This is a genomic window from Streptomyces sp. NPDC058662 (assembly GCF_042716255.1).
GTDB lineage: Bacteria > Actinomycetota > Actinomycetes > Streptomycetales > Streptomycetaceae > Streptomyces.
This window is the reverse complement of the sequence record NZ_JBHXRU010000043.1, coordinates 25,077-44,959: the sequence shown is the minus strand read 5'-3', so window position 1 is coordinate 44,959 and position 19,883 is coordinate 25,077. Positions and strand designations below refer to the sequence as shown.

The following is a 19,883-nucleotide window of genomic DNA, read 5'->3' as shown; positions in this document are numbered from 1 at the left end:
ATCAGTTCCCGTAGGCCCGGGCGGCGTCAGCCTCCAGTTTCGCCTGGGCACCCGCCACGTCCGACGGGTTCGCCAGGAAGTCCTGGAGCGCCTTCCACTCGCCCGCGCCCGGGGTCCCGCCGAAGGCGGCCGGGGCCTGGTCCGACATGTCGAAGCGGAAGTCGTCGCCCGCCGCGATCAGCGCCTTCGCGATGCCCCGCTGGATGTCGTTCGGATAGGCGGCCGGGTCGACCGCCTTGTTGGGCGAGAGGAAGCCGCCCGCACGGGCGTGGATCTCCGCCGCGTCCGGCGAGGCGAGGAACGTCAGCAGGGCCTGGGCGCCCTTGGAGGGCTTCAACGCGACCGCCACGTCACCGCCCGAGACGACCGGCGCCTTGGCGCCGACCGCCGGGAAGGGGAAGACCAGCGCGTCCTCGCCCACCTTCGCCTCGGTCTGCGCGATGTTCACCGCGACGAAGTCCCCTTCGAAGACCATCGCGGCCGCCGGCCGGTCCCCGCCGGTGAACGTCTGCGTCACCGACTTGGGGAACTCCGTGGACAGCGCCCCGCTCGCCCCGCCGGCGAGGAAGTCCCCGCGCCCGAACAGCTCGCCCAGGGTGGTCAGCGCCTGCTTGACGCTGTCGTCCGTCCACTTGATCTCGTGCCGGGCCAGCTGGTCGTACTTCTGCGGCCCCGCCTGGGAGAGGTAGACGTTCTCGAACCAGTCGGTGAGGGTCCAGCCGTCCGCGCCCGCCACCGAGACCGCCGGGGTGCCGGAGGCGGACAGGGTGTCGGCCGCGGTCAGCAATTCCTTCCAGGTCGTCGGCGGTTTGACGCCCGCCGCCTCGAAGGCCTTCGCGTTGTACCAGATCAGCGACTTGTTGGCGGCCTTGTAGTAGACCCCGTACTGGGCGCCCTCGACCGCGCCGAGCGATTTCCAACCCGCCGAGTAGTTGGCGTCGAGCTGGGCCTGAGCCTCCGGGCCCACCGGCTGCACCCACTTGTTGCGCACCGCCGAGACCAGCGCCCCCACCTGCGGGAGCAGTGCCACGTCCGGCGGCTCCCCGCCCGCGATCTTCGTACCGAGGAAGGTGACGATCGGATCCTGGGCGGGGACGAAGGTGACGGTGGCTCCCGTCCGCTTCTCGAACTCCTTGAGGACCTTGGTGAAGTTCTCCTGCTCCGGGCCCGTCCAGACGGCCGCGACCTCCAGCTTCTCCCCGGTCAGCTTCGGTAACTGCACCCGGGGCGCGGCCTGGGAGCCGCCCGGCGGATCCGGCTCCGCCGCGCCCCCGCCGCCCCCGCACGCGGTGAGCGCGAGCGCGCCCGCCGCCGCCAGTGCCGTCCAGGTGGGTGTCGTCCGCCTCGTTCCGTGCGCGCGCATGACTCTGCCCCCGATGCCCGGTGCGTGGTGCCCGGTGTCGTCCGGTGTGTGTCCTGGACCACAGGTCTACGCCGACCCGCGCGCCCCCGCAATACCGCCTCGATCCCCGGGGGCGGCAGTCCGGGGCTGCTCAGGGCGCCGACGGGAAGCGGACGGGTGTCGCCGAGACCAGGTGCGAGGCCCGGTCCAGCGCGCTGGCGAGCAGGGCCAGGTCGGTCGGCCCGTTGCCCAGCTCGCGCACGGGCCGGCGGGCCGGCGGATCGCCCATCCGCTCCCACTCCACCGGGACCACCGTCGGCCGCAGTGTCGCGGTACGGGGGATCCGGCCGGTGACCCGGCCGCCCTGGAACGGCACGGTCCGCCCGTCGGCGTACCGGAGCAGGCCCCGGCCCGGTCCGGGCTGGTCGGGGGCGTCCAACTCGACGCGCAGGGTGGCCAGCCGGGCCGGCCCGGTCTGCGCCGTGCGGTCCGGGCGGGCGGTGGCGGCCACCAGGTGGACGCCCAGCCGGGCGCCGTCCCGGGCCACCGCCTCCAGGGCCCGCACCACCGAACCGGCGGCGGGGCGGCCGGTACTGCCGAGCCCGGGGGCGACGAGTGCGTCCAGGTCGTCGACCAGCACCACCAGGCGCGGCAGCGGACTCGGACCGGCCGGATCGGTGCGCAGCGCCGACGCGCGCAGCCGGAGGGTGCCCGTGCGCTGCGTCTCCACGTCGCCGCCCTGCTCGCCGGGGGTGGGGCGGCGGGGCGCGACCATACGGTCGGAGACTTCGCGGCGGGCGTGCCAGTCCGCGAACGACGTCCCGTCCAGCAGTTCGGCGCGGCGCTTGAGCTCCGCGCCGAGGGACTGGGCGAACTCGCGCATGCGCACCGGGTCGGAGGCCACGAGGTGGGCCGAGACGTGCGGGAGCTCGGTACAGGGCCGCAGCCCGTCGCCGCGCTCGCCGCCCGCCCCGTCGAGGAGGAGCAGCCCGAGCCGGTCCGGCCGGGCGGCCGCCGACAGCGAGGCCGCCACCGACCGCAGCAGCTCGGTCCGGCCGCTCCCGGCGGGACCCTCGACGATCAGGTGCGGGCCGTCGTGGACCAGTTCGGCGCCGACGGGTCCGCGCCGGCCGCTGCCCAGGACGATCTCGGCGAGACCGCCCGAGTCCTGGCCCTGGTCGGTGGCGGCCGCCCAACGGGCCATCAGGGACGCCGGGGTGGCCCGGGCGAGCCCCAGCTCGTCCAGCAGCCGGGCGGTGGCGGGCAGGGTCGCGGCGGCCGGCCGGTACGGCTCGGCGGCGCCGCCGCCGTCCGCGCGCAGCGGCGCCAGGGCCCGCGCGAAGCGCTCGGCCCAGGCGGCGGAGACGGCGTCCGCGGTGGCGGTGCCCCCGGACGGCACCGGCCGGCCGGCGCTGATCGCGAAGGTCCGTACGGCGGTGGCGACGTCCCCGCTGAGCAGGGCGACCACCCCGCAGTCCCGGAAGGCGGGCGCGCTCGCGCAGGCGCTCTCGTAGGTCTCGGCGACCGGCGAGGCGGGGGTGGCGGCGGGGGCCTCGGCGAGGACGAGTACGTGGATCCCGGCGGCCGGGCCGTGCGAGGCGAGACGGCCGGTGACATCGCGCAGGGGGCCCGCGCCGGGATCGCCGTCGAGCACGAGGAGGGTGTACGGGCCCTCGTACGCGGCCGCGGCGTGACGCACCCGCTCGGGATCGGCGGCGGCCCAGTGCGTGCCGAGCGGGCTGTCGTCGAGGCGCCGGGTCAGCTCGCCGGTGCGCGCGGCCGCCTGGTCGCGGTCGTAGGCGAGGAGCAGCCGGCAGTCCTGGCCGTGCGCGGGGCGCACATGGGGCAGCCAGCCGAGCCAGCCCCAGTCCCGGCGGCGGTCGGCGAGGCCGCGGGCGCGGTCGGCGGCGATGAGCACGATCTCCAGCTGGGCGGGCGCGTGCAGCCCGGCGAGCTGGGCGACCAGGTTGCGGGCGACTCCGGCCAGCCGGGCGCGGGGGCCCGCGACGCCGAGCGCCCCGACGGAGCGCAGCGCCACGCGGCTGCCGGCGCCGAGTCCGACCTCCAGGGCGGCGGGGTGCCCGGGGGTACGGGACCACAGCCGCTCGGTGGGGCCCAGCGCGGCCAGCAGCAGCGCGGCGGGGTCGTCGGCGTCGGGCGCGGCCGGGGTGGCGGGCGGCGCGGGCTCGGCCGGGGCCTGCGCGGCCTCTTCCCCGCGCACCCACTTCCGGGCCCAGGCCCCGAGCCCCTTGCGCCGCACCGCCGACCGCCCGTCGTCCTCGGCGGGACCGCCGCCGGGGAGTCGCGCCGCGGCGGGCGCGTACGGTGCGCCGCCGGGGGCGCGCAGGTCGCTGCCGCGCAGGTCGCTGCCGCGCAGGTCGGTACCGCGCCCGCCGGTCCGGTCGGCGTCGGCGGTCCCGCGTCCGTCCGTCCCGCGTGGGTCGGTCCGGTCTCCGTCGGCGGCGGTCCCGCGTCCGTCCGTCCCGCGTCCGTCCGTCCCGCGTCCGCCGGGCCAATCTCCGTCAACTGCTGCGGCACCGCGCCCGTCCGTACCGCGCCCGTCCGTACCTCGTCCGTCCGTCCGGTCTCCGGCGGCTCCGGGTGCGGGTGACCCCGTCCCGTGCGGCTCGGCGGGGCGGGCCGCGCCCCGGCCGCCCGCGCCGTCGCCGGGTCCGTTCGTCCCGCCGCCGGCGGGGGGCGCGGGCCGCCCCTCGGGGGAGCGGGGGGAAGGGACCCCGGCCGAGGGCATGCCCGTACCGGCGGATTCGGGGCCCGCGGCCCGGCCCGCGGCCGCCGAGGTGAGGGAGAGGTGCCCCTCCAGGTCCGGGGTCACCGGGCGGGGCGGGGCCGCGGTCGTCGCCGCGGCCAGGCGCAGGGTGGACTCGCCGACCCGCAGCAGCGCGCCCGGTGGCAGGGCCACCGATCGCGGGCCCACCGGGGCGCCGTCCAGGGTGGTGCCGTTCGTCGAGCCGAGATCGGCCACCGCCACGCGGCCGTCGGGCGTCACCGTGACCGCGCAGTGCAGCCGGGACACGTCCGGATCGTCCAGCGGGACGTCCGCGTCGGCGGAGCGCCCCACCGAGATCCGGCCGCTGTGCAGCAGGTGCACCCCGCCCGCGTCCGGACCGGCCACGACGTGCAGCTGCGGCGCGCCGAGGCTCTCCTCGGGCAGGCCGTCGGGTACGGGCGCGTTCAGGGCCAGTACCGCACCGTCCACCAGCGGCGGCTCGCCGAGCACCCGCCGCTGGAGGTCCAGCCGCTCGGATCCCGCGTACAGCACGACCGTGCCGCCCGTGTCGGGGCCGCCGACGGTCGCCGCGAGCCCGGAGGCCACCGCGGCCAGCGCGGTGCCGGCGGGCGCGGTGACGAGCACGTCACAACGGGCGGGGCCGGTCGCGGTCTGGTGGCCGCTGCGCGACCCGAGGACGGTCAGCCGGATCTGCATCGCCGTCAGCGGTCCCTTCTGCGCGGTGCGCGGTGCGTGCGCCCGGCAGGGACCCGCGGGCATGGCTGCCCGACCGCCCCCACCCGGCACGGACGCGTCGTCCGGTCAGGTCTGCCGGAAGGCGGGGCTCCCGTCCCGTGCCGTTCCGTACGGGTGCATCCTCGCACCTGTCGTGGACAACACGCCCGGCGCCCGCCGACAATTGATCTTGATCCGGCGCGTCCCGCCGCCGAGGCGCCCCCGGCGCACACCCCGGCCGGGCGGGTGACCGGCGAAGCCCGGGAAAATCGCCTCCGGCATACCCAGGGAAAATCACCCTGCGTACACATGTGCGGCAACCAACCTCAGGTGCTCGGCGTCTACCCCGGGGACACCCCCTAGAGTGGGCCGGAAAACATATCGACGAGACAGACGACAGCAGGGGAGCGCGAGACGTGCGGCCAGTCGGCAGCAAGTACCTGCTCGAAGAGCCGCTCGGGCGCGGCGCGACGGGCACCGTCTGGCGCGCCCACCAGCGGGAGACCGCCGGCGCGGAGGCGGCCGTGGCCGGGCGCCCCGGCGAGACCGTGGCCATCAAGGTCCTCAAGGAGGAGCTGGCCCACGACCCGGACATCGTCATGCGCTTCCTGCGCGAGCGCGCCGTCCTGCTCCGGCTCACGCACCCCAACATCGTGCGCACCCGCGACCTCGTCGTCGAGGGCGACCTGCTCGCCCTGGTCATGGACCTCATCGACGGCCCGGACCTGCACCGGTACCTGCGCGAGAACGGCCCGTTCAGCCCCGTCGCCGCGAGCCTGCTGACCGCCCAGATCGCGGACGCGCTCGCCGCCAGCCACGCCGACGGCGTGGTCCACCGGGACCTCAAGCCCGCCAACGTGCTGCTCGACGAGAGCGGCGGCCAGATGCGGCCGATGCTCACCGACTTCGGCATCGCCCGCCTCGCGGACTCCCCGGGTCTGACCCGCACCCACGAGTTCGTCGGCACCCCGGCCTACGTCGCCCCCGAGTCCGCCGAGGGCCGCCCGCAGACCTCCGCCGTCGACATCTACGGCGCCGGCATCCTGCTCTACGAGCTGCTCACCGGCCGCCCGCCGTTCGCCGGCGGTACCGCACTCGAAGTGCTCCACCGCCACCTCAGCGAGGACCCGCAGCGGCCCTCCACCGTGCCCGAACCGCTGTGGACGGTCGTCGAGCGCTGCCTGCGCAAGGAGCCGAACGAGCGCCCCAGCGCCGAGAGCCTGGCGCGCGCCCTGCGCGTGGTCGCCGCCGGCATCGGCGTGCACTCCTCGGCCGCCGAGGTCGAGGCCGCGCTCGGCGTCGGCGCGCTGCTCGCGCCCGACCCCTCGCCCGCCCCGGTCCCCGAGACGCCGGGCGCCGCCGACCTCACGCAGGTGCTGCCCGGCGCCGGCCCCCAGGCGGGTGCCTACGACCCCAACGCCATGACCAGTGTCATGCCGCCGGTCGGCGCGGCCGACGCCACCTCCGTGCTCCCCGCCGCGGGTGCGGCCGGCGGGGCGGCGGCGGACGCCACGTCCGTGATGCCGCCCGTGGACCGGCCGGACCAGCCGCACCCGTGGCAGTCCCAGATGGCGGCCGCGCGCGACCGCAACGAGCAGACCCAGATGCAGTACCTCGACCCGAGCGAGGACCCCCTGCGCCGCCGCCCGCAGCGCCAGGCGCCTCCGCCTCCGCAGCAGCGGCCCCAGCAGTACGGCCAGCAGCCGCCCCAGCCGCCCCAGCAGCCGTACGGCCAGCAGGGCCAGCTGGGCCGCGGCCAGGGGCGACCGCAGCAGCCGTACCAGCGACCGCCCCAGCCGCCGCAGCAGCCGCCCCAGCAGCAGTACGCGCCGGGTCCGCCGCAGCACTACCAGCCGCAGCAGCACCAGCCGCAGCAGTACCAGCAGCCGCAGCAGCCCCAGTACCGCCAGCCGCAGCAGCCGCAGCAGCAGCCCCCGCAGCAGCAGCCCCCGCAGGCGCCGCCGCAGCGGGCCCCGCGCGAGCCGCGCCGCCGCAGCGCCAACCCGGTGCGGATCCCCGGGCTCGGCTGCCTCAAGGGCTGCCTGGTCCTGATCCTGATGTTCTTCGTCGCCGGATGGCTGATCTGGGAGATGACCCCCCTCCAGGAGTGGGTCGGTACCGGCCGCGGCTGGTGGGACCAGGTGTGGACGTGGGGCTCCGACATCGCGACCTGGGTCGGCGACATCGGCGGGACCACGGGCGGCGGCACACCCTGAGCGGGACCCCGCGGCGCCGACATCGTGGATTTGTCGACTTCTGGGGCGTGATTTCGCCCGTAGAAGGGGAGGTCGCCGCGAATCGGGGCCCCTACTGGCCTCCAACCGGGGTCCGGCCGCGTAGCTTTGGTGCGTAGGCCAGCCGCTGAGGGAGCAGTCGTGGCACGGAAGATCGGCAGCCGGTACACCGCGCACCAGATCCTGGGGCGCGGCAGCGCGGGCACGGTGTGGCTGGGCGAGGGGCCGGACGGGCCCGTCGCCGTCAAACTGCTGCGCGAGGACCTCGCGTCCGACCAGGAGCTGGTCGGACGCTTCGTCCAGGAGCGCAGCGCGCTGCTCGGCCTGGACCACCCGCACGTGGTCTCCGTCCGGGACCTCGTCGTCGACGGCAACGACCTCGCCCTGGTCATGGACCTCGTGCGCGGTACGGACCTGCGCACGCGCCTCGACCGGGAGCGGCGGCTCGCCCCCGAGGCGGCCGTGGCCATCGTCGCCGACGTCGCCGACGCGCTGGCGGCGGCGCACGCGGCCGGGGTCGTGCACCGCGACGTCAAGCCGGAGAACGTGCTGCTGGACATGCAGGGCCCGCTCGGCCCGGGAGGATCGCACCCGGCGCTGCTCACCGACTTCGGCGTGGCCAAGCTGATCGACTCCCCGCGCCGGGCCTCGGCGGGGCGGGTCTCGGCCCCGACGACCCGGATCATCGGCACCCCCGACTACCTGGCGCCCGAGATCGTGGAGGGCCTGCCCCCGCGGGCGGCCGTCGACATATACGCCCTGGCGACCGTCCTGTACGAGCTGCTGGCCGGTTTCACCCCGTTCGGCGGGGGCCACCCGGGCGCGGTGCTGCGCCGGCACGTCACCGAGACCGTGGTGCCGCTGCCCGGTATCCCCGACGAGTTGTGGCAGCTGATGGTGCAGTGCCTGGCCAAGGCCCCGGCCTCGCGGCTGCGGGCGTCCGAGCTGTCGGTCCGCCTGCGGGACCTGCTGCCGCTGCTGGCCGGTATGCCGCCGCTGGACGTGGACGAGCCGGACGACGCGGAGCCGCAGCCCTCGGAGGCCGAGGAGGCCGCCGCCGCCGACCCGGTCCGCCGCCGGGGCGTCGTCCCGCTGGTGCCGGGGTCGGCGACGGACTCCAACCGGGACACCCACACCTCGATGCGGGTCCCGGGCCCGGACGAGCTGGCGGGCGGCGCGCTCGGCACCGCCCGCGTGCCCCGGCCCGCCGGCGGCCACCGGCCGGGTTCCGCCCGGCACCGGGCGGAGGCGGCGCGCAAGCGGCGGCTGGTCCTGTCGGCCTCGGCGCTGGCGCTGGCCGCCGCGGTGGGGGTGGGGAGCTGGTTCGCCCTGTCGGGCGGCGGGGACGAGCCGCCGGCCCCGGACAGCAAGCAGTCGGGCTCGCGCGCCCCGTAGCCCGTACGGCGCCGCAGCCGGGGCGCAGGCCCGGCCCGCGGCCGCGATGCCGGCGGGGCCCGGCAGGTCCCGAGGGGGACGGCCTACGCGGGCACCAGCTCCGGGTGCCAGCGTCGTGCGACGGCCGGGTGGGCGCGGACCCAGCCCTTGAGCTCGTTGCGCCCGTACTCCGCGTGCAGCGGGTTCGTCGCGTCGTGCGCGACGCCCGGCGCCGAGCGCAGGTAGTCGCCCGGGACGGTCTCGACCACCGCGTCCAGCCGCGGGTTGTAGAAGAAGGGGACCGAGTAGCGCTCGACCGATCCCGGCGGGCTGACGACCCGGTGGTCGGTGGCCGTCAGGTAGCCCTCCGTCGCGATCTCCAGCAGCTCGCCCAGGTTGACCACGAAGGCCCCCGGCAGCGGCGGTACGTCCACGTAGCCGCCGTCGCGGACCACCTGGAGCCCGCCCACCGCGTCCTGGAGCAGCAGGGTCAGGAATCCGTAGTCCTTGTGCGCGCCGACGCCCTGGTCCGCGCCGGAGGGGGCGGATCCGGGGTAGCGGATCAGCTTCGTGTGCAGGTGGGGGCGGTCGGCGAAGGCCTCGTCGAAGAAGGTCGCCGGGGCGCCGATCGAGACCAGCAGCTCCCGCAGCAGCCGGTGGGCCACCGCCGCCAGCCGCGACTGCCACTCCAGGACCGCCGTCCGCAGTTCCGGGAGGGCCGCCGGCCACTGGTTCGGGCCCTCCAGCCACAGGTACGCCGGGTCGTCCGGCCCCAGCTCCGGCGCCGGGCGCTCGGCGCCGACGTCCAGCTGGTCCCGCCAGTCGGAGGAGCCGCCGGTGAGCTCGTGGCCGATCCGCGTGTAGCCCCGGAAGTGCGGGGAGTTCAGATTGCTCACGGCGAGCCGCTCGGCCTCGGGGAGGGCGAAGAAGGCCCGGGTCAGCTCCAGGATCCGGGTGCTCTCGGCGGGGGTGACACCGTGCCCGGTCAGGTGCAGGAATCCGGTGTCCCGGGCGGCCGCGTGCAGCTGCCTGAGGAAATCGGCCCGCTGGGCCGGGTCGTCGGCCCGGGAGAGGTCCAGGACCGGAAGGGTGTGCGCGGACGGCATGACGGCTCCGTTTCGGATGTCACGGGGTCCTGTTCCCCAGGGGTGGCGGGGGCCGCGGGCGGGGAGGGGCGCCGGCAGGGATGTGCCGGGGCCGCGTGAGCCGCGTACAGGACCAAGTCGGATCGGGTGGATCAGGCTTGGCGGTGGTCCGGCGGCTGACAGCTCGTCGTCGTGACACGCATGTGGTCCACATGGCGGCGCTTGACGAGGAGAACGGTCATATGGTGAGCGTACGCCCGTACGAGCATTCATTAGTACGGGTGATCCGGCCTGCCAGGTCGGTGCCGTCCGGGGACCGGCTACGCTGGACCCGTGGCAGTCGTCGATGTTTCCGAAGAGCTGAAGTCCCTCTCCTCGACCATGGGGTCGATCGAGGCCGTCCTGGACCTCGACAAGCTGAGGGCAGATATCGCCGTGCTTGAGGAGCACGCCGCCGCGCCGTCCCTGTGGGACGACCCGGAGGCCGCCCAGAAGATCACGAGCAAGCTTTCGCACCTGCAGGCGGAGGTCCGCAAGACCGAGACCCTGCGAGGACGCATCGACGACCTCGCGGTGCTCTTCGAGCTCGCCCAGGAGATGGACGACGCGGACACCCTCGCCGAGGCCGAGGCCGAGCTGGTCTCCGTCCGCAAGGCGCTGGACGAGATGGAGGTCCGGACCCTCCTGTCGGGCGAGTACGCCGAGCGCGAGGCCCTGGTCAACATCCGGGCCGAGGCGGGCGGCGTCGACGCCTCCGACTTCGCCGAGCGCCTCCAGCGCATGTACCTGCGCTGGGCCGAGCGGCACGGCTACCCGACCGAGGTCTACGAGACCTCGTACGCGGAAGAGGCCGGAATCAAGTCGACCACCTTCGTGGTCAAGGCCCCCTACGCGTACGGCACGCTCTCGGTCGAGCAGGGCACCCACCGCCTGGTGCGGATCTCGCCCTTCGACAACCAGGGCCGCCGCCAGACCTCCTTCGCGGGCGTCGAGGTGCTCCCCGTCGTCGAGTCCAGCGACCACGTCGAGATCGACGAGGGCGAGCTGCGCATCGACGTGTACCGCGCCTCCGGCCCCGGCGGCCAGGGCGTCAACACCACCGACTCGGCCGTCCGCATCACGCACCTGCCGACGGGCATCGTGGTCTCCTGCCAGAACGAGCGCTCGCAGATCCAGAACAAGGCGAGCGCCATGAACGTCCTCCAGGCCAAGCTGCTGGAGCGGCGCCGCCAGGAGGAGCAGGCCAGGATGGACGCCCTCAAGGACGGCGGCAGCTCCTGGGGCAACCAGATGCGGTCCTACGTCCTGCACCCGTACCAGATGGTCAAGGACCTGCGGACGGAGTTCGAGGTCGGCAACCCGCAGGCGGTGCTCGACGGCGAGATCGACGGCTTCCTTGAGGCCGGGATCCGCTGGCGCAAGCAGCAGGAGCAGACCGCGTAACGGCTGACGCGCGTACGTGAAGGGCCCGGACACCGAGAGGTGTCCGGGCCCTTCCGTCGTGCGGGGTGCTGATCGGTACGCGGCGCGACGGCGCGTACAGGCGGCGCTGCGAGCGCTACGCGGCCTGCTGGGCCACCAGGACCAGGGCTGCCACGAGAACCACCATGAACACGATGAGCGTCACGGGGTTCAGGCCGGAGAAGGGGCCCTCCTGCTGGAGGCGCTCCCGGTTCGCCCGGCACACAGGGCAGCGGCCCTGGCTGACGGGTCCGGCGCAGTTCGCGCACACGAGCCGGTCATATGTCATGCGTCCTCCTCTCGTCCCCTGGGCACTGTCGGGTACAACGGCGTGGGGAACGAGACCGTTCCCCCTACCACTGTGCCAGCTCCGCCGACATTCGGCGCGGCCCGTCCGTGCAATCACGGTCCGTACCCCTCCGGAGCTGGGGATAAAAGGGGCAAGTCCGGTAGCCGGGTCCACACCTCGCGCCCGTTCGCGTATGGTCACGCACACCTACTCCCGGCGACCGTGGTGCACCCGTGATCCGATTCGACAGTGTCTCCAAGTCCTACCCGAAGCAGAGCCGCCCCGCACTCAGGGATGTCTCCCTGGACATCGCGAAGGGCGAGTTCGTCTTCCTCGTCGGCTCCTCCGGCTCCGGCAAGTCCACCTTCCTGCGGCTGATCCTGCGCGAGGAACGGGCGAGCCACGGCCAGGTGCACGTCCTGGGCAAGGACCTCGCCAAGCTCTCCAACTGGAAGGTCCCGCAGATGCGGCGCCAGTTGGGGACCGTCTTCCAGGACTTCCGCCTGCTGCCCAACAAGACGGTCGCCGAGAACGTGGCCTTCGCGCAGGAGGTCATCGGCAAGCCGAGGGGCGAGATCCGCAAGGCCGTCCCGCAGGTCCTGGAGCTGGTGGGGCTCGGCGGCAAGGAGCAGCGGATGCCCGGTGAGCTCTCCGGCGGCGAGCAGCAGCGCGTGGCCATCGCCCGCGCCTTCGTCAACCGCCCCGCCCTGCTGATCGCGGACGAGCCCACCGGCAACCTCGACCCGCAGACCTCCGTCGGCATCATGAAGCTGCTGGACCGTATCAACCGGACCGGCACCACCGTGATCATGGCGACCCACGACCAGCAGATCGTGGACCAGATGCGCAAGCGCGTCATCGAACTCGAACAGGGCCGTCTCGTACGCGACCAGTCGCGCGGCGTCTACGGCTACCAGCACTGAAAGGACGCCATGCGCGCCCAGTTCGTCATGTCGGAGATCGGCGTCGGTCTCCGTCGCAATCTCACCATGACCTTCGCGGTCATCATCTCCGTGGCCCTGTCGCTGGCCCTGTTCGGTGGCTCGCTGCTCATGCGCGAGCAGGTCAGCCGGATGAAGGGCTACTGGTACGACAAGGCCAACGTCTCGATCTACCTCTGCAACAAGCAGGACGCCGAGGCGGCCGGTGAGGCCGCCAACAAGCCGGACGGGGCCCAGACCCAGGCGGCGGGCGTGGCCACCTGCGGCAAGGGCGCGGTGACCGCCGAGCAGAAGGCGCAGATCGAGTCCGAGCTCAAGCGGATGGACCTGGTCAAGTCCGTTGCCTACGAGTCGGCGGACGAGGCGTACAAGCACTACCAGGAGCAGTACGGCCACACCGCGCTGGCCTCCTCCATCACCCCCGACCAGATGCAGGAGTCCTTCCGGGTCAAGCTCAAGAACCCGGAGAAGTACAAGGTCGTCACCTCCGCCTTCGCCGGCCGCGACGGGATCCACACCGTCGACGACCAGCGCAAGGAGATCGACGACCTGTTCAGGATCCTCAACTACCTCAACTACGCCGCCCTCGGCATCATGCTGATCATGCTGGTCGTGGCGCTGCTGCTGATCGTCAACACCGTGCGCGTCTCGGCGTTCAGCCGCAGGCGGGAGACGGGGATCATGCGCCTGGTGGGTGCCTCCAGCTTCTACATCCAGGTCCCCTTCATCATGGAGGCCGCCGTGGCCGGGCTGATCGGCGCGATGTTCGCCTGCGCCATGCTCGTCAGCGGCCAGTACTTCGTGATCGACCACGGCGTCGGACTGCGGGACAAGATCCAGCTCATCGACTTCATGGGCTGGGGGTCGGTCCTCCGCAAGCTGCCCTACGTCCTGTTCATCGGCCTCCTGATGCCCTCGATGGCCGCCTTCGTCGCCCTGCGCAAGTACCTGAAGGTGTGACGAGCGCCCCCCGCGCTCTGGGGCCAACCCGCCGTACCGGCGCGGGCCTTGTCCTAGACTCGGCGCCATGCCGGGTCTTCCCGCCTTCTGTCTCCGGCCCCGCGACAAGCGTCGCGGGGCCGTCTTGACGTTGGCCTTCCTCGCGGCCGTGGGCACGGGCGCGAGCACGGGCTGCTGGAACCGCGAGGACCCCGGGGCGTGGACCGCCCGTGCGGGAGCCCTCGCCGAACCGCCGCCCGGGGACGCCCGCACGGAGTCCGGGGGCGGGCAGCCCCGCGCCGCCACCGCCGACCGGGAGGCCGTCGCCCGCGCCGCCGCCGAGGCCGTCGCCGAGGGGAAGTCGGGCAAGAAGGCGGCCCAGGAGGTCGTCAGCCGCAGCGGGGACCGCTGGGGCACCGTCTACGACCGGGGCGAGTACGCGGCCTTCGCCGAGGACCTCGACGGCCGCTGGACCGGCGTCGGACTCTGGGCCGGACGCGGCGGCGACGGCCGCATCGGCATCGACAAGGTCCAGCCGGGCGGCCCCGCCGCCCGGGCCGGCCTGCGGGCCGGGGACCGGCTGCTGAGCGTCGACGGGCACGCCGTCACCGGCCTGGCCGTGGCCGACGTGGTCGCCCTGCTGCGCGGCGCGGCGGGCACCCCCGTCGTGCTGAACCTCAGCCGCGACGGCGCCGACCTCACCCAGACCCTCCACCGCGAGCAGCTGCGCACCGAACCGGTGACCGTACGCCGCCTCCCGGGCGGGATCACCGTCATCAAGGTGGCCTCCTTCACCCGGGGCTCCGGCGAACGGGTCAGGGCCGCCGTCCGCGCCGCCCCGGCGGGCGCCGGGGTCATGCTCGACCTGCGCGGCAACCGGGGCGGCCTGGTCACCGAGGCGGTGGCGGCGGCCTCCGCCTTCCTGGACGGCGGGCTCGTGGCCACGTACGACGTACGGGGCGCCGAGCGCGCCCTGTACGCGGATCCGGGCGGGGACACGGACCGCCCGCTGGTCGCCCTGGTCGACGGCGGCACGATGAGCGCGGCCGAACTGGTGACGGGCGCCCTCCAGGACCGGGGCCGCGCCGTGACGGTGGGCAGCCGCACCTTCGGCAAGGGGTCGGTGCAGATGCCGACGGAGCTCGCGGACGGCTCGGTGGCCGAGCTGACGGTGGGTACGTACCGGACACCGGGGGGCCGGAGCCTGGACGGCAGCGGCATCACCCCCGACCTCGCGGCGGGCGAGGGGGTCGAGGAACGGGCCGCGCAGGTATTGGGTGGCCTCGGGGTGGGTCCGTAGTGCGAAAATGGCCGCACTATGGCTAAGGAAAAAGGGCGCAAGCTGATCGCCCAGAACAAGAAGGCGCGGCACGACTACGCGATCATCGACACCTACGAGTGCGGTCTCGTGCTCACGGGCACCGAGGTCAAGTCGATGCGCCAGGGCAGGGCCTCGCTGGTCGACGGCTTCGTGTCGGTGGAGGGCGGCGAGGCGTGGCTCTACAACGTGCACGTGCCGGAGTACAGCCAGGGCACCTGGACCAACCACAGCGCCCGGCGCAAGCGCAAGCTCCTCATGCACCGCGAGGAGATCGACAAGCTGGAGCGGAAGGCCGACGAGTCGGGCCACACGATCGTGCCCCTGTCGCTGTACTTCAAGGACGGCCGGGCGAAGATCGAGATCGCGCTGGCCAAGGGCAAGAAGGAGTACGACAAGCGGCAGACGCTGCGGGAGAAGCAGGACACCCGCGAGACGAACCGCGCGATCTCGGCGGTCCGCCGCAAGCAGCGCGGTACGGTTTAATCTCCTGGCACGCGGTGGTTCACGTCGCGTACCATGGCGTCAGCACCACCCGCTCGCGGGTGGGGCGGTCGTATGCGGTACCCACAACTCAATAGCGTGAAACATGGGGATGATCGGTTTCGACAGCGGATGTCGATGCAGGGGAAGCGAGCCGAGGAAGCGGCAATGATCTCGCTAACCACATGTCGCAAACAATAATCGCCAACTCCAAGAGCGATAACTCCCGCTTCACCCTCGCTGCCTAATAACAGTGAGCTGAAGCCTCTGTGAGGAGCGTCAGCCCGGAAGTGGTCCCGGTCCGGATCCTGGCGTCAACTAGGGATCTAAACCTCTAGCCCCGGTCACGGGGGCTTGAGGGAAACCAAACAGTGACTGAGCCCGTCGGAGACTTGTCCGTGTGATCTCCGGGGCTGAGAAAAGCGCAGCGGACTGCGCTCGGAGAAGCCCTGCTTCTGCACCGTTGGACGCGGGTTCGATTCCCGCCATCTCCACCACCCCATGTGGATGAACCCCCTGGTCCGCGACTGTGTCGCCGGACCAGGGGGTTTTCGCATGTCCGGGGTCGGTGGCGGCCCCGCGCGCGGCGGCGGCGTTCTCGTTCGCTCGTGCGCTGTGCGGGCGAAGGCCCCGCGGCCGGGGGCCGCGGGGCCTTCGTCATGCCTGGTGCCGGGCCGCTGCTAGCAGAACGGGACCTTGTTGAGGTTCAGCGCGTAGCGGGCCGCGATCCAGCCGCTGCCGTCGGCGAGCTTGTACCAGACCGAATTGCCGTCGACCTTTTGACTGTTGACCTTGCACTGGAGGGCGACGACCGTGCCGGCCTTGGCCTTGCCGGTCGTCTTGTGGTGCGTGCCGGGGCCGGAGTGGACGTTGAGGCCCTTGCCCTTCACGACGATCTTCGCCTTGGGGGTCTCGTGGTGGCCGCCGCACTTGCAGTCGCCGGGCTTGCCGGTGTCACCCTTCGGACCCTTCGGACCCTTCGGGCCCTTGGGACCCTGGGGTCCGGCCGGGCCGGGCTTGCCCTTCGGGCCCTGCGGGCCGGCGGGGCCGGGCTTGCCCTGGTGGCCCTTGGGGCCCTTCGGGCCCGCCGGGCCGGGCTTGCCCTTGTCGCCCTTCGGACCCTGGTGGCCCTTGTCTCCCTTGGGGCCCTGCGGGCCGGCCGGCCCGCCCGGTCCGCCGGGGCCCTGCGGGCCGGCCGGGCCGGTGTCGCCGCGGTCGCCCTTGTCGCCCTTGGGTCCGCCCGCCGGTCCCTGCGGGCCTTCGGGGCCCTGGGGTCCTTCGGGCCCACCGGGACCTGCGGGACCCTCGGGCCCCTCGGATCCCTGCGGACCGGCCGGTCCGGGGTTCCCCTGCGGGCCCCTGGGTCCGCCCGGGCCCTGCCGGCCCTCCGGTCCCCGCGGGCCGGCCGGGCCGGTGTCGCCGCGGTCGCCCTTGTCGCCCTTCGGTCCGCCCGCCGGCCCCTGCGGGCCCTCCGGACCCGCGGGTCCGCCGGGGCCCTGTGGTCCCCGCGGGCCGGCGGGGCCGCGGTCGCCCTTGTCCCCCTTGTCGCCCTTCTCTCCCTTGGGGCCGGGCTTGCCCGGCTTGCCGTGCTGGCCGGGCTTTCCGTGCTGGCCGGGCTTGCCCGGCTTCCCGTCGTCGCCCTTGGGGCCGGTCACCGGGGTGGCGACGGCGAACAGGACGGGATCGTCGGCGCCGGTCGCCCACTCACCGCCGCCCAGGGTCGTGCCCTCCGGGGCGTTCGGGTCGACGTGGAGCGAAACTCCCAGCTGCGTCTGCGCGTTCGCGGGGAACGCGAAGCCGGCCCGGGTGCCGGCCTCGCACGTCAGCCGGCGGGCGTCGGCCGACTTCTGGCACGGGGCGGCCGCGCGCTGCCCGTTCCAGTAGATGCGGGCCTCGGGGAAGGTCGTCCGGTCCGGAGCGGTGATCCGGAAGGTGCTGCTGACGACCGCCTCCGGCCCGCCCGCGGCCGCGATGACGACGCGGCCCGTCCGGCCGGGGGCGATCGAGGGGAGGTACGGCTGGGTGAAGCGGATGTTCGCCGAGTCGGCCAGGGCCGGTACGGCCGGCACCAGGCAGGAGGCGGTGACGGCCGCGACGATCAGGGCCGAGGACACGGAGCGGGAAGAAGGCAAGGGGAGTTCCTCCGCGAGGGGAAGGTGCTGGGGAAGGCATCCCCAGTTATGTCCGATCGCGACCCGCCATGGTGCGTACCACGCGGGAGTGATCACTCTGCCGCCGCATGAATCGGCCCGCGGCGGCGGCCGGCAGGGCGAGGAACGCGGCCGCCGCGGGCAGCAGGTACGCCGTCGGCGCCCCGAAGCGGTCGACCGCCAGGCCCGCGCCGGCCGAACCGGCCGCGATGCCCGTGAGGATGGCGGTCACGGCGAGGGTCATGCCCTCGTTGAGCCGGCCCTCGGGTGTGACGGCGTGGACCCGCGACATCGCGGTGACCATCACCGGCGCCGTGGCCATGCCGGCCAGCAGCAGGGCGATCGCGAGGGCGGTCAGCGAGCCGGCGGCCGCCGCCGCCCAGGGCAGGGTCATGCACACGGCCAGGGCGCCCACGCAGACCTTCAACGAACGCGGGCGCAGGGTGCCGTAGAGCAGGCCGGCCGCGCACGAGCCCGCCGCCTGGAGGGCGAGGACCAGCCCCGAAGCGGCCCCCAGGCCCGAGGCGTCCAGGTGGGCGATGGAGGCGACCTCGATCGAGCCGAAGACCAGCCCGGTGGCCAGGAACAGGACGAGCAGCGGTCCCAGGGCCCGCAGCGGGGAGCCGCGGCGGGGGGCCGTGGACACCGGGGGCTCCGTGGAGCGTTGCGCGGTGAAGACGAGCATGCCGGTGAGGAAGAGGGCCGCGCCGACGAGGGTGCCCGCCTCGGGGAAGACCGCGGTGCACAGGACGGCCGCCAGGACCGGCCCGAGCATGTAGCAGAGCTCGTCGGCGGCCTGCTCGAAGGACATCGCGGCGTGGTGCGCGGCCGGGGAGCCGCGCAGCAGGTGGGTCCAGCGGGCGCGGGACATGCCGCCGATGTTGGGGGTGGTGGCCGTCGCGGCGTACGAGGCGAAGAGGGTCCACGCGGGGGCGCCGGTACGGACGCACGCGATCAGGCAGAGCGAGCCGAGGACGGCGATCAGGGTGGCGGGCAGGGCGACCCGGGCATGGCCGTGCCGGTCGACCAGCCGGGCGGTCCAGGGGGCCACCACGGCGGTGGCGGCCAGGCCGGTGGCGGTGACCGCCCCGGCGAGGGCGTACGAGTCGCGCTGGTCGGCGATCATCATGACCGCGCTGATCCCGAACATGCCCATGGGGAGCCGTGCGAGGAGGTTCCCGGCGGTGAAGCCGCGGCTGCCGGGCAGGGCGAACAGCCGGCGGTACGGGCCCGGCTCGCGGCGTCGCCGACGCCCGCGGCCCGGGGCGGTGCCCGCTCCGCCGACGGCCGGCGGGACGATGACCAGGGTGCCGCCGGTGACGGTCATCCGGGCCATACGGGGCGCGGCGGGATCGGCCCGGTCAGCCCGGTCAGCCCGGTCAGCCCGGTCGGCCCGGGCAGCCCGCGCGGCGGCCCGGTCGGCCCGGTCGGCCCGGTCGGCCCGCGCGGCCCGCGCGGCGGCAGAGGCGGCAACAGGGCTGCCAACAGGGGCGACGGCAGGGGCGACGGCAGGGGCGACGGCAGGGACGCCAACAGGGGCGACGGCAGGGACGGCGGCAGGGACGGCGGCAGGGGCGACGGCAGGGACGGCGGCAGGGACGGCGGCAGGGACGGCGGGCACGGCGGCGGCAGCCGAGGTGGTGGCGGGCATGGGACCACCCTCCGGCCCGGCCCCCGCCCCGGTCCAACACCGGATCCGGCGTCATTCACCCCTTTCCGTTGTTAGTCTCCGGGGGTGATGCCCCGAGACGTGGACCCGAGACTGCTGCGCGGCTTCGTCGCCGCCGCCGAGGAACTGCACTTCACCCGTGCCGCCGCCCGCCTCTACATCGCCCAGCAGGCCCTCAGCCGCGACGTCCGGCGGCTGGAACACACCCTGGGCACACCCCTGTTCGTACGCACCACCCGGCAGGTGGAGCTGACCGCCGACGGCGAGCGGCTACTGCCGCTGGCGCGGCGCGTACTCGGCGCGCACGAGGAGCTGGCCGCCGCCTTCGGCACCGCCGCCGGGCCCCGGCCGCTGCTGGTCGACCTGAACACCGACGGCCCCAGCACCGGCCGCGCCGTCCTGGAGCGGGCCCGCGAACTCGCCCCGCACTGCGAGCTCATGGCCCGCTTCGAGAGCGGCCTCACCCACGCCGCCGCCGAGATCGCGGCCGGCCGCCTCGACGTGGCCTTCGGTTACGCGGACGGCCTCGAACCGGCGCTCCGGGCCCGCCTCGCGCGCCGGCCCGTACGGTACGAGCCGCTCGCCGTGCTGCTGCCCGACGGGCACCCGCTGGCCGGGCGGGACGCCGTACCGCTCGACGCCCTCGCCGGAGAGACCGTGTACGCGGGCGCCGGGAACCCCCGGACCCTGGAGTGGACCGGGCTGGCGCGCGAGCTGTTCGCCGGGCGCGACATCCGGCTCGCTCCGCCCGCGCCGGTGGCCGTGGGCAAGGAGGAGTTCCGCCGGGTGATGGCCAAGACCCGCAATCCGGTGCTGGTGACCGTCGACTTCGTCGACCTGCCCGGCTGCGAGAAGCGGCCGCTCACCGGCCCGGTGCCGCTCTCCCCCCTGTCGATGGTGTGGCGCAAGGGCTTCACCCATCCCGGCCTGGACGCCCTGCGCGCCGCGGCCGGGGAACTGGCGGCCGAGCGGGGCTGGCTCGATCCGCCCGCCGGGAGCTGGACCCCCGCGCGGCTCACACCGGGACCGGGCGGCGGGTGAGAGCAAGGTTTCCCGCCGGTCATCCGGCGGGGACCCGGGCCGAAACGCGCCCTTCCTACGGTCGTCACCACGGACGCGACAGCTTGTGGAGGCG

At 74.4% G+C, this 19,883-nt stretch carries 14 protein-coding genes and 1 other RNA gene; 9 read left to right on the top strand and 6 right to left on the bottom strand.

Features of this window, described 5'->3' with window-relative positions; genetic code table 11:
* Position 1 precedes the first annotated feature (1 nt).
* Positions 2-1,363 carry an ABC transporter substrate-binding protein gene (locus tag ACFWUQ_RS17430; protein WP_384538652.1) on the bottom strand — a complete coding sequence of 454 codons (1,362 nt, stop codon included), beginning with the start codon at positions 1,361-1,363 and terminating at the stop codon, positions 2-4.
* Between the two features lie 130 nt (positions 1,364-1,493).
* The gene (locus tag ACFWUQ_RS17425; protein WP_384538666.1) at positions 1,494-4,787 is read right to left on the bottom strand and encodes an FtsK/SpoIIIE domain-containing protein; all 3,294 of its coding nucleotides are present in this window, start codon (positions 4,785-4,787) and stop codon (positions 1,494-1,496) included.
* A gap of 434 nt (positions 4,788-5,221) precedes the next feature.
* On the opposite strand from ACFWUQ_RS17425, the gene ACFWUQ_RS17420 reads away from it, so the two are divergent.
* Positions 5,222-7,021: a serine/threonine-protein kinase gene (locus ACFWUQ_RS17420; protein WP_384538650.1), complete on the top strand. Its 1,800-nt coding sequence runs from the start codon at positions 5,222-5,224 to the stop codon at positions 7,019-7,021.
* A 159-nt stretch (positions 7,022-7,180) separates the two neighbouring features.
* On the top strand, positions 7,181-8,434 hold the full coding sequence (locus ACFWUQ_RS17415; RefSeq protein WP_384538648.1) for a serine/threonine-protein kinase: 1,254 nt from the start codon (positions 7,181-7,183) through the stop codon (positions 8,432-8,434).
* Between the two features lie 83 nt (positions 8,435-8,517).
* Here ACFWUQ_RS17415 and ACFWUQ_RS17410 read toward each other — a convergent pair whose 3' ends face one another.
* Positions 8,518-9,519, bottom strand: a complete 1,002-nt coding sequence (locus ACFWUQ_RS17410) for an isopenicillin N synthase family dioxygenase (RefSeq protein WP_384538647.1) — start codon at positions 9,517-9,519, stop codon at positions 8,518-8,520.
* 312 nt (positions 9,520-9,831) lie between these two features.
* On the opposite strand from ACFWUQ_RS17410, the gene prfB reads away from it, so the two are divergent.
* Positions 9,832-10,941 carry a peptide chain release factor 2 gene (gene prfB, locus ACFWUQ_RS17405; protein WP_384538645.1) on the top strand — a complete coding sequence of 370 codons (1,110 nt, stop codon included), beginning with the start codon at positions 9,832-9,834 and terminating at the stop codon, positions 10,939-10,941.
* Positions 10,942-11,056: 115 nt separating this feature from the next.
* Here prfB and ACFWUQ_RS17400 read toward each other — a convergent pair whose 3' ends face one another.
* On the bottom strand, positions 11,057-11,248 hold the full coding sequence (locus tag ACFWUQ_RS17400; RefSeq protein WP_384538643.1) for a hypothetical protein: 192 nt from the start codon (positions 11,246-11,248) through the stop codon (positions 11,057-11,059).
* Between the two features lie 233 nt (positions 11,249-11,481).
* On the opposite strand from ACFWUQ_RS17400, the gene ftsE reads away from it, so the two are divergent.
* The 5 genes from ftsE (at position 11,482) to ssrA (ending at position 15,426) form a co-directional block, all read left to right on the top strand.
* Entirely contained in the window at positions 11,482-12,171 is a 690-nt protein-coding gene (gene ftsE / locus ACFWUQ_RS17395; protein ID WP_384538642.1) for a cell division ATP-binding protein FtsE, read from the top strand.
* 9 nt (positions 12,172-12,180) lie between these two features.
* A complete protein-coding gene (gene ftsX / locus ACFWUQ_RS17390) occupies positions 12,181-13,149 on the top strand; it encodes a permease-like cell division protein FtsX (RefSeq protein ID WP_384538640.1) in 969 nt (322 codons plus the stop codon).
* Between the two features lie 67 nt (positions 13,150-13,216).
* Positions 13,217-14,428, top strand: a complete 1,212-nt coding sequence (locus ACFWUQ_RS17385; protein WP_384538638.1) for a S41 family peptidase — start codon at positions 13,217-13,219, stop codon at positions 14,426-14,428.
* An 18-nt stretch (positions 14,429-14,446) separates the two neighbouring features.
* Complete coding sequence (gene smpB / locus ACFWUQ_RS17380) at positions 14,447-14,932, top strand: SsrA-binding protein SmpB (protein WP_384538636.1); 486 nt, start codon at positions 14,447-14,449, stop codon at positions 14,930-14,932.
* Between the two features lie 105 nt (positions 14,933-15,037).
* Positions 15,038-15,426: a transfer-messenger RNA gene (gene ssrA / locus ACFWUQ_RS17375) on the top strand.
* 183 nt (positions 15,427-15,609) lie between these two features.
* Here ssrA and ACFWUQ_RS17370 read toward each other — a convergent pair.
* Together ACFWUQ_RS17370 and ACFWUQ_RS17365 are read right to left on the bottom strand one after the other, a co-directional pair.
* A complete protein-coding gene (locus ACFWUQ_RS17370) occupies positions 15,610-17,061 on the bottom strand; it encodes an SH3 domain-containing protein (RefSeq protein ID WP_384538634.1) in 1,452 nt (483 codons plus the stop codon).
* Positions 17,062-17,107: 46 nt separating this feature from the next.
* Positions 17,108-18,406, bottom strand: a complete 1,299-nt coding sequence (locus ACFWUQ_RS17365; RefSeq protein WP_384538632.1) for an MFS transporter — start codon at positions 18,404-18,406, stop codon at positions 17,108-17,110.
* 411 nt (positions 18,407-18,817) lie between these two features.
* Here ACFWUQ_RS17365 and ACFWUQ_RS17360 point away from each other — a divergent pair, with 411 nt between their 5' ends.
* Entirely contained in the window at positions 18,818-19,789 is a 972-nt protein-coding gene (locus tag ACFWUQ_RS17360; protein ID WP_384538630.1) for a LysR family transcriptional regulator, read from the top strand.
* The last annotated feature ends 94 nt before the right edge of the window (positions 19,790-19,883 follow it).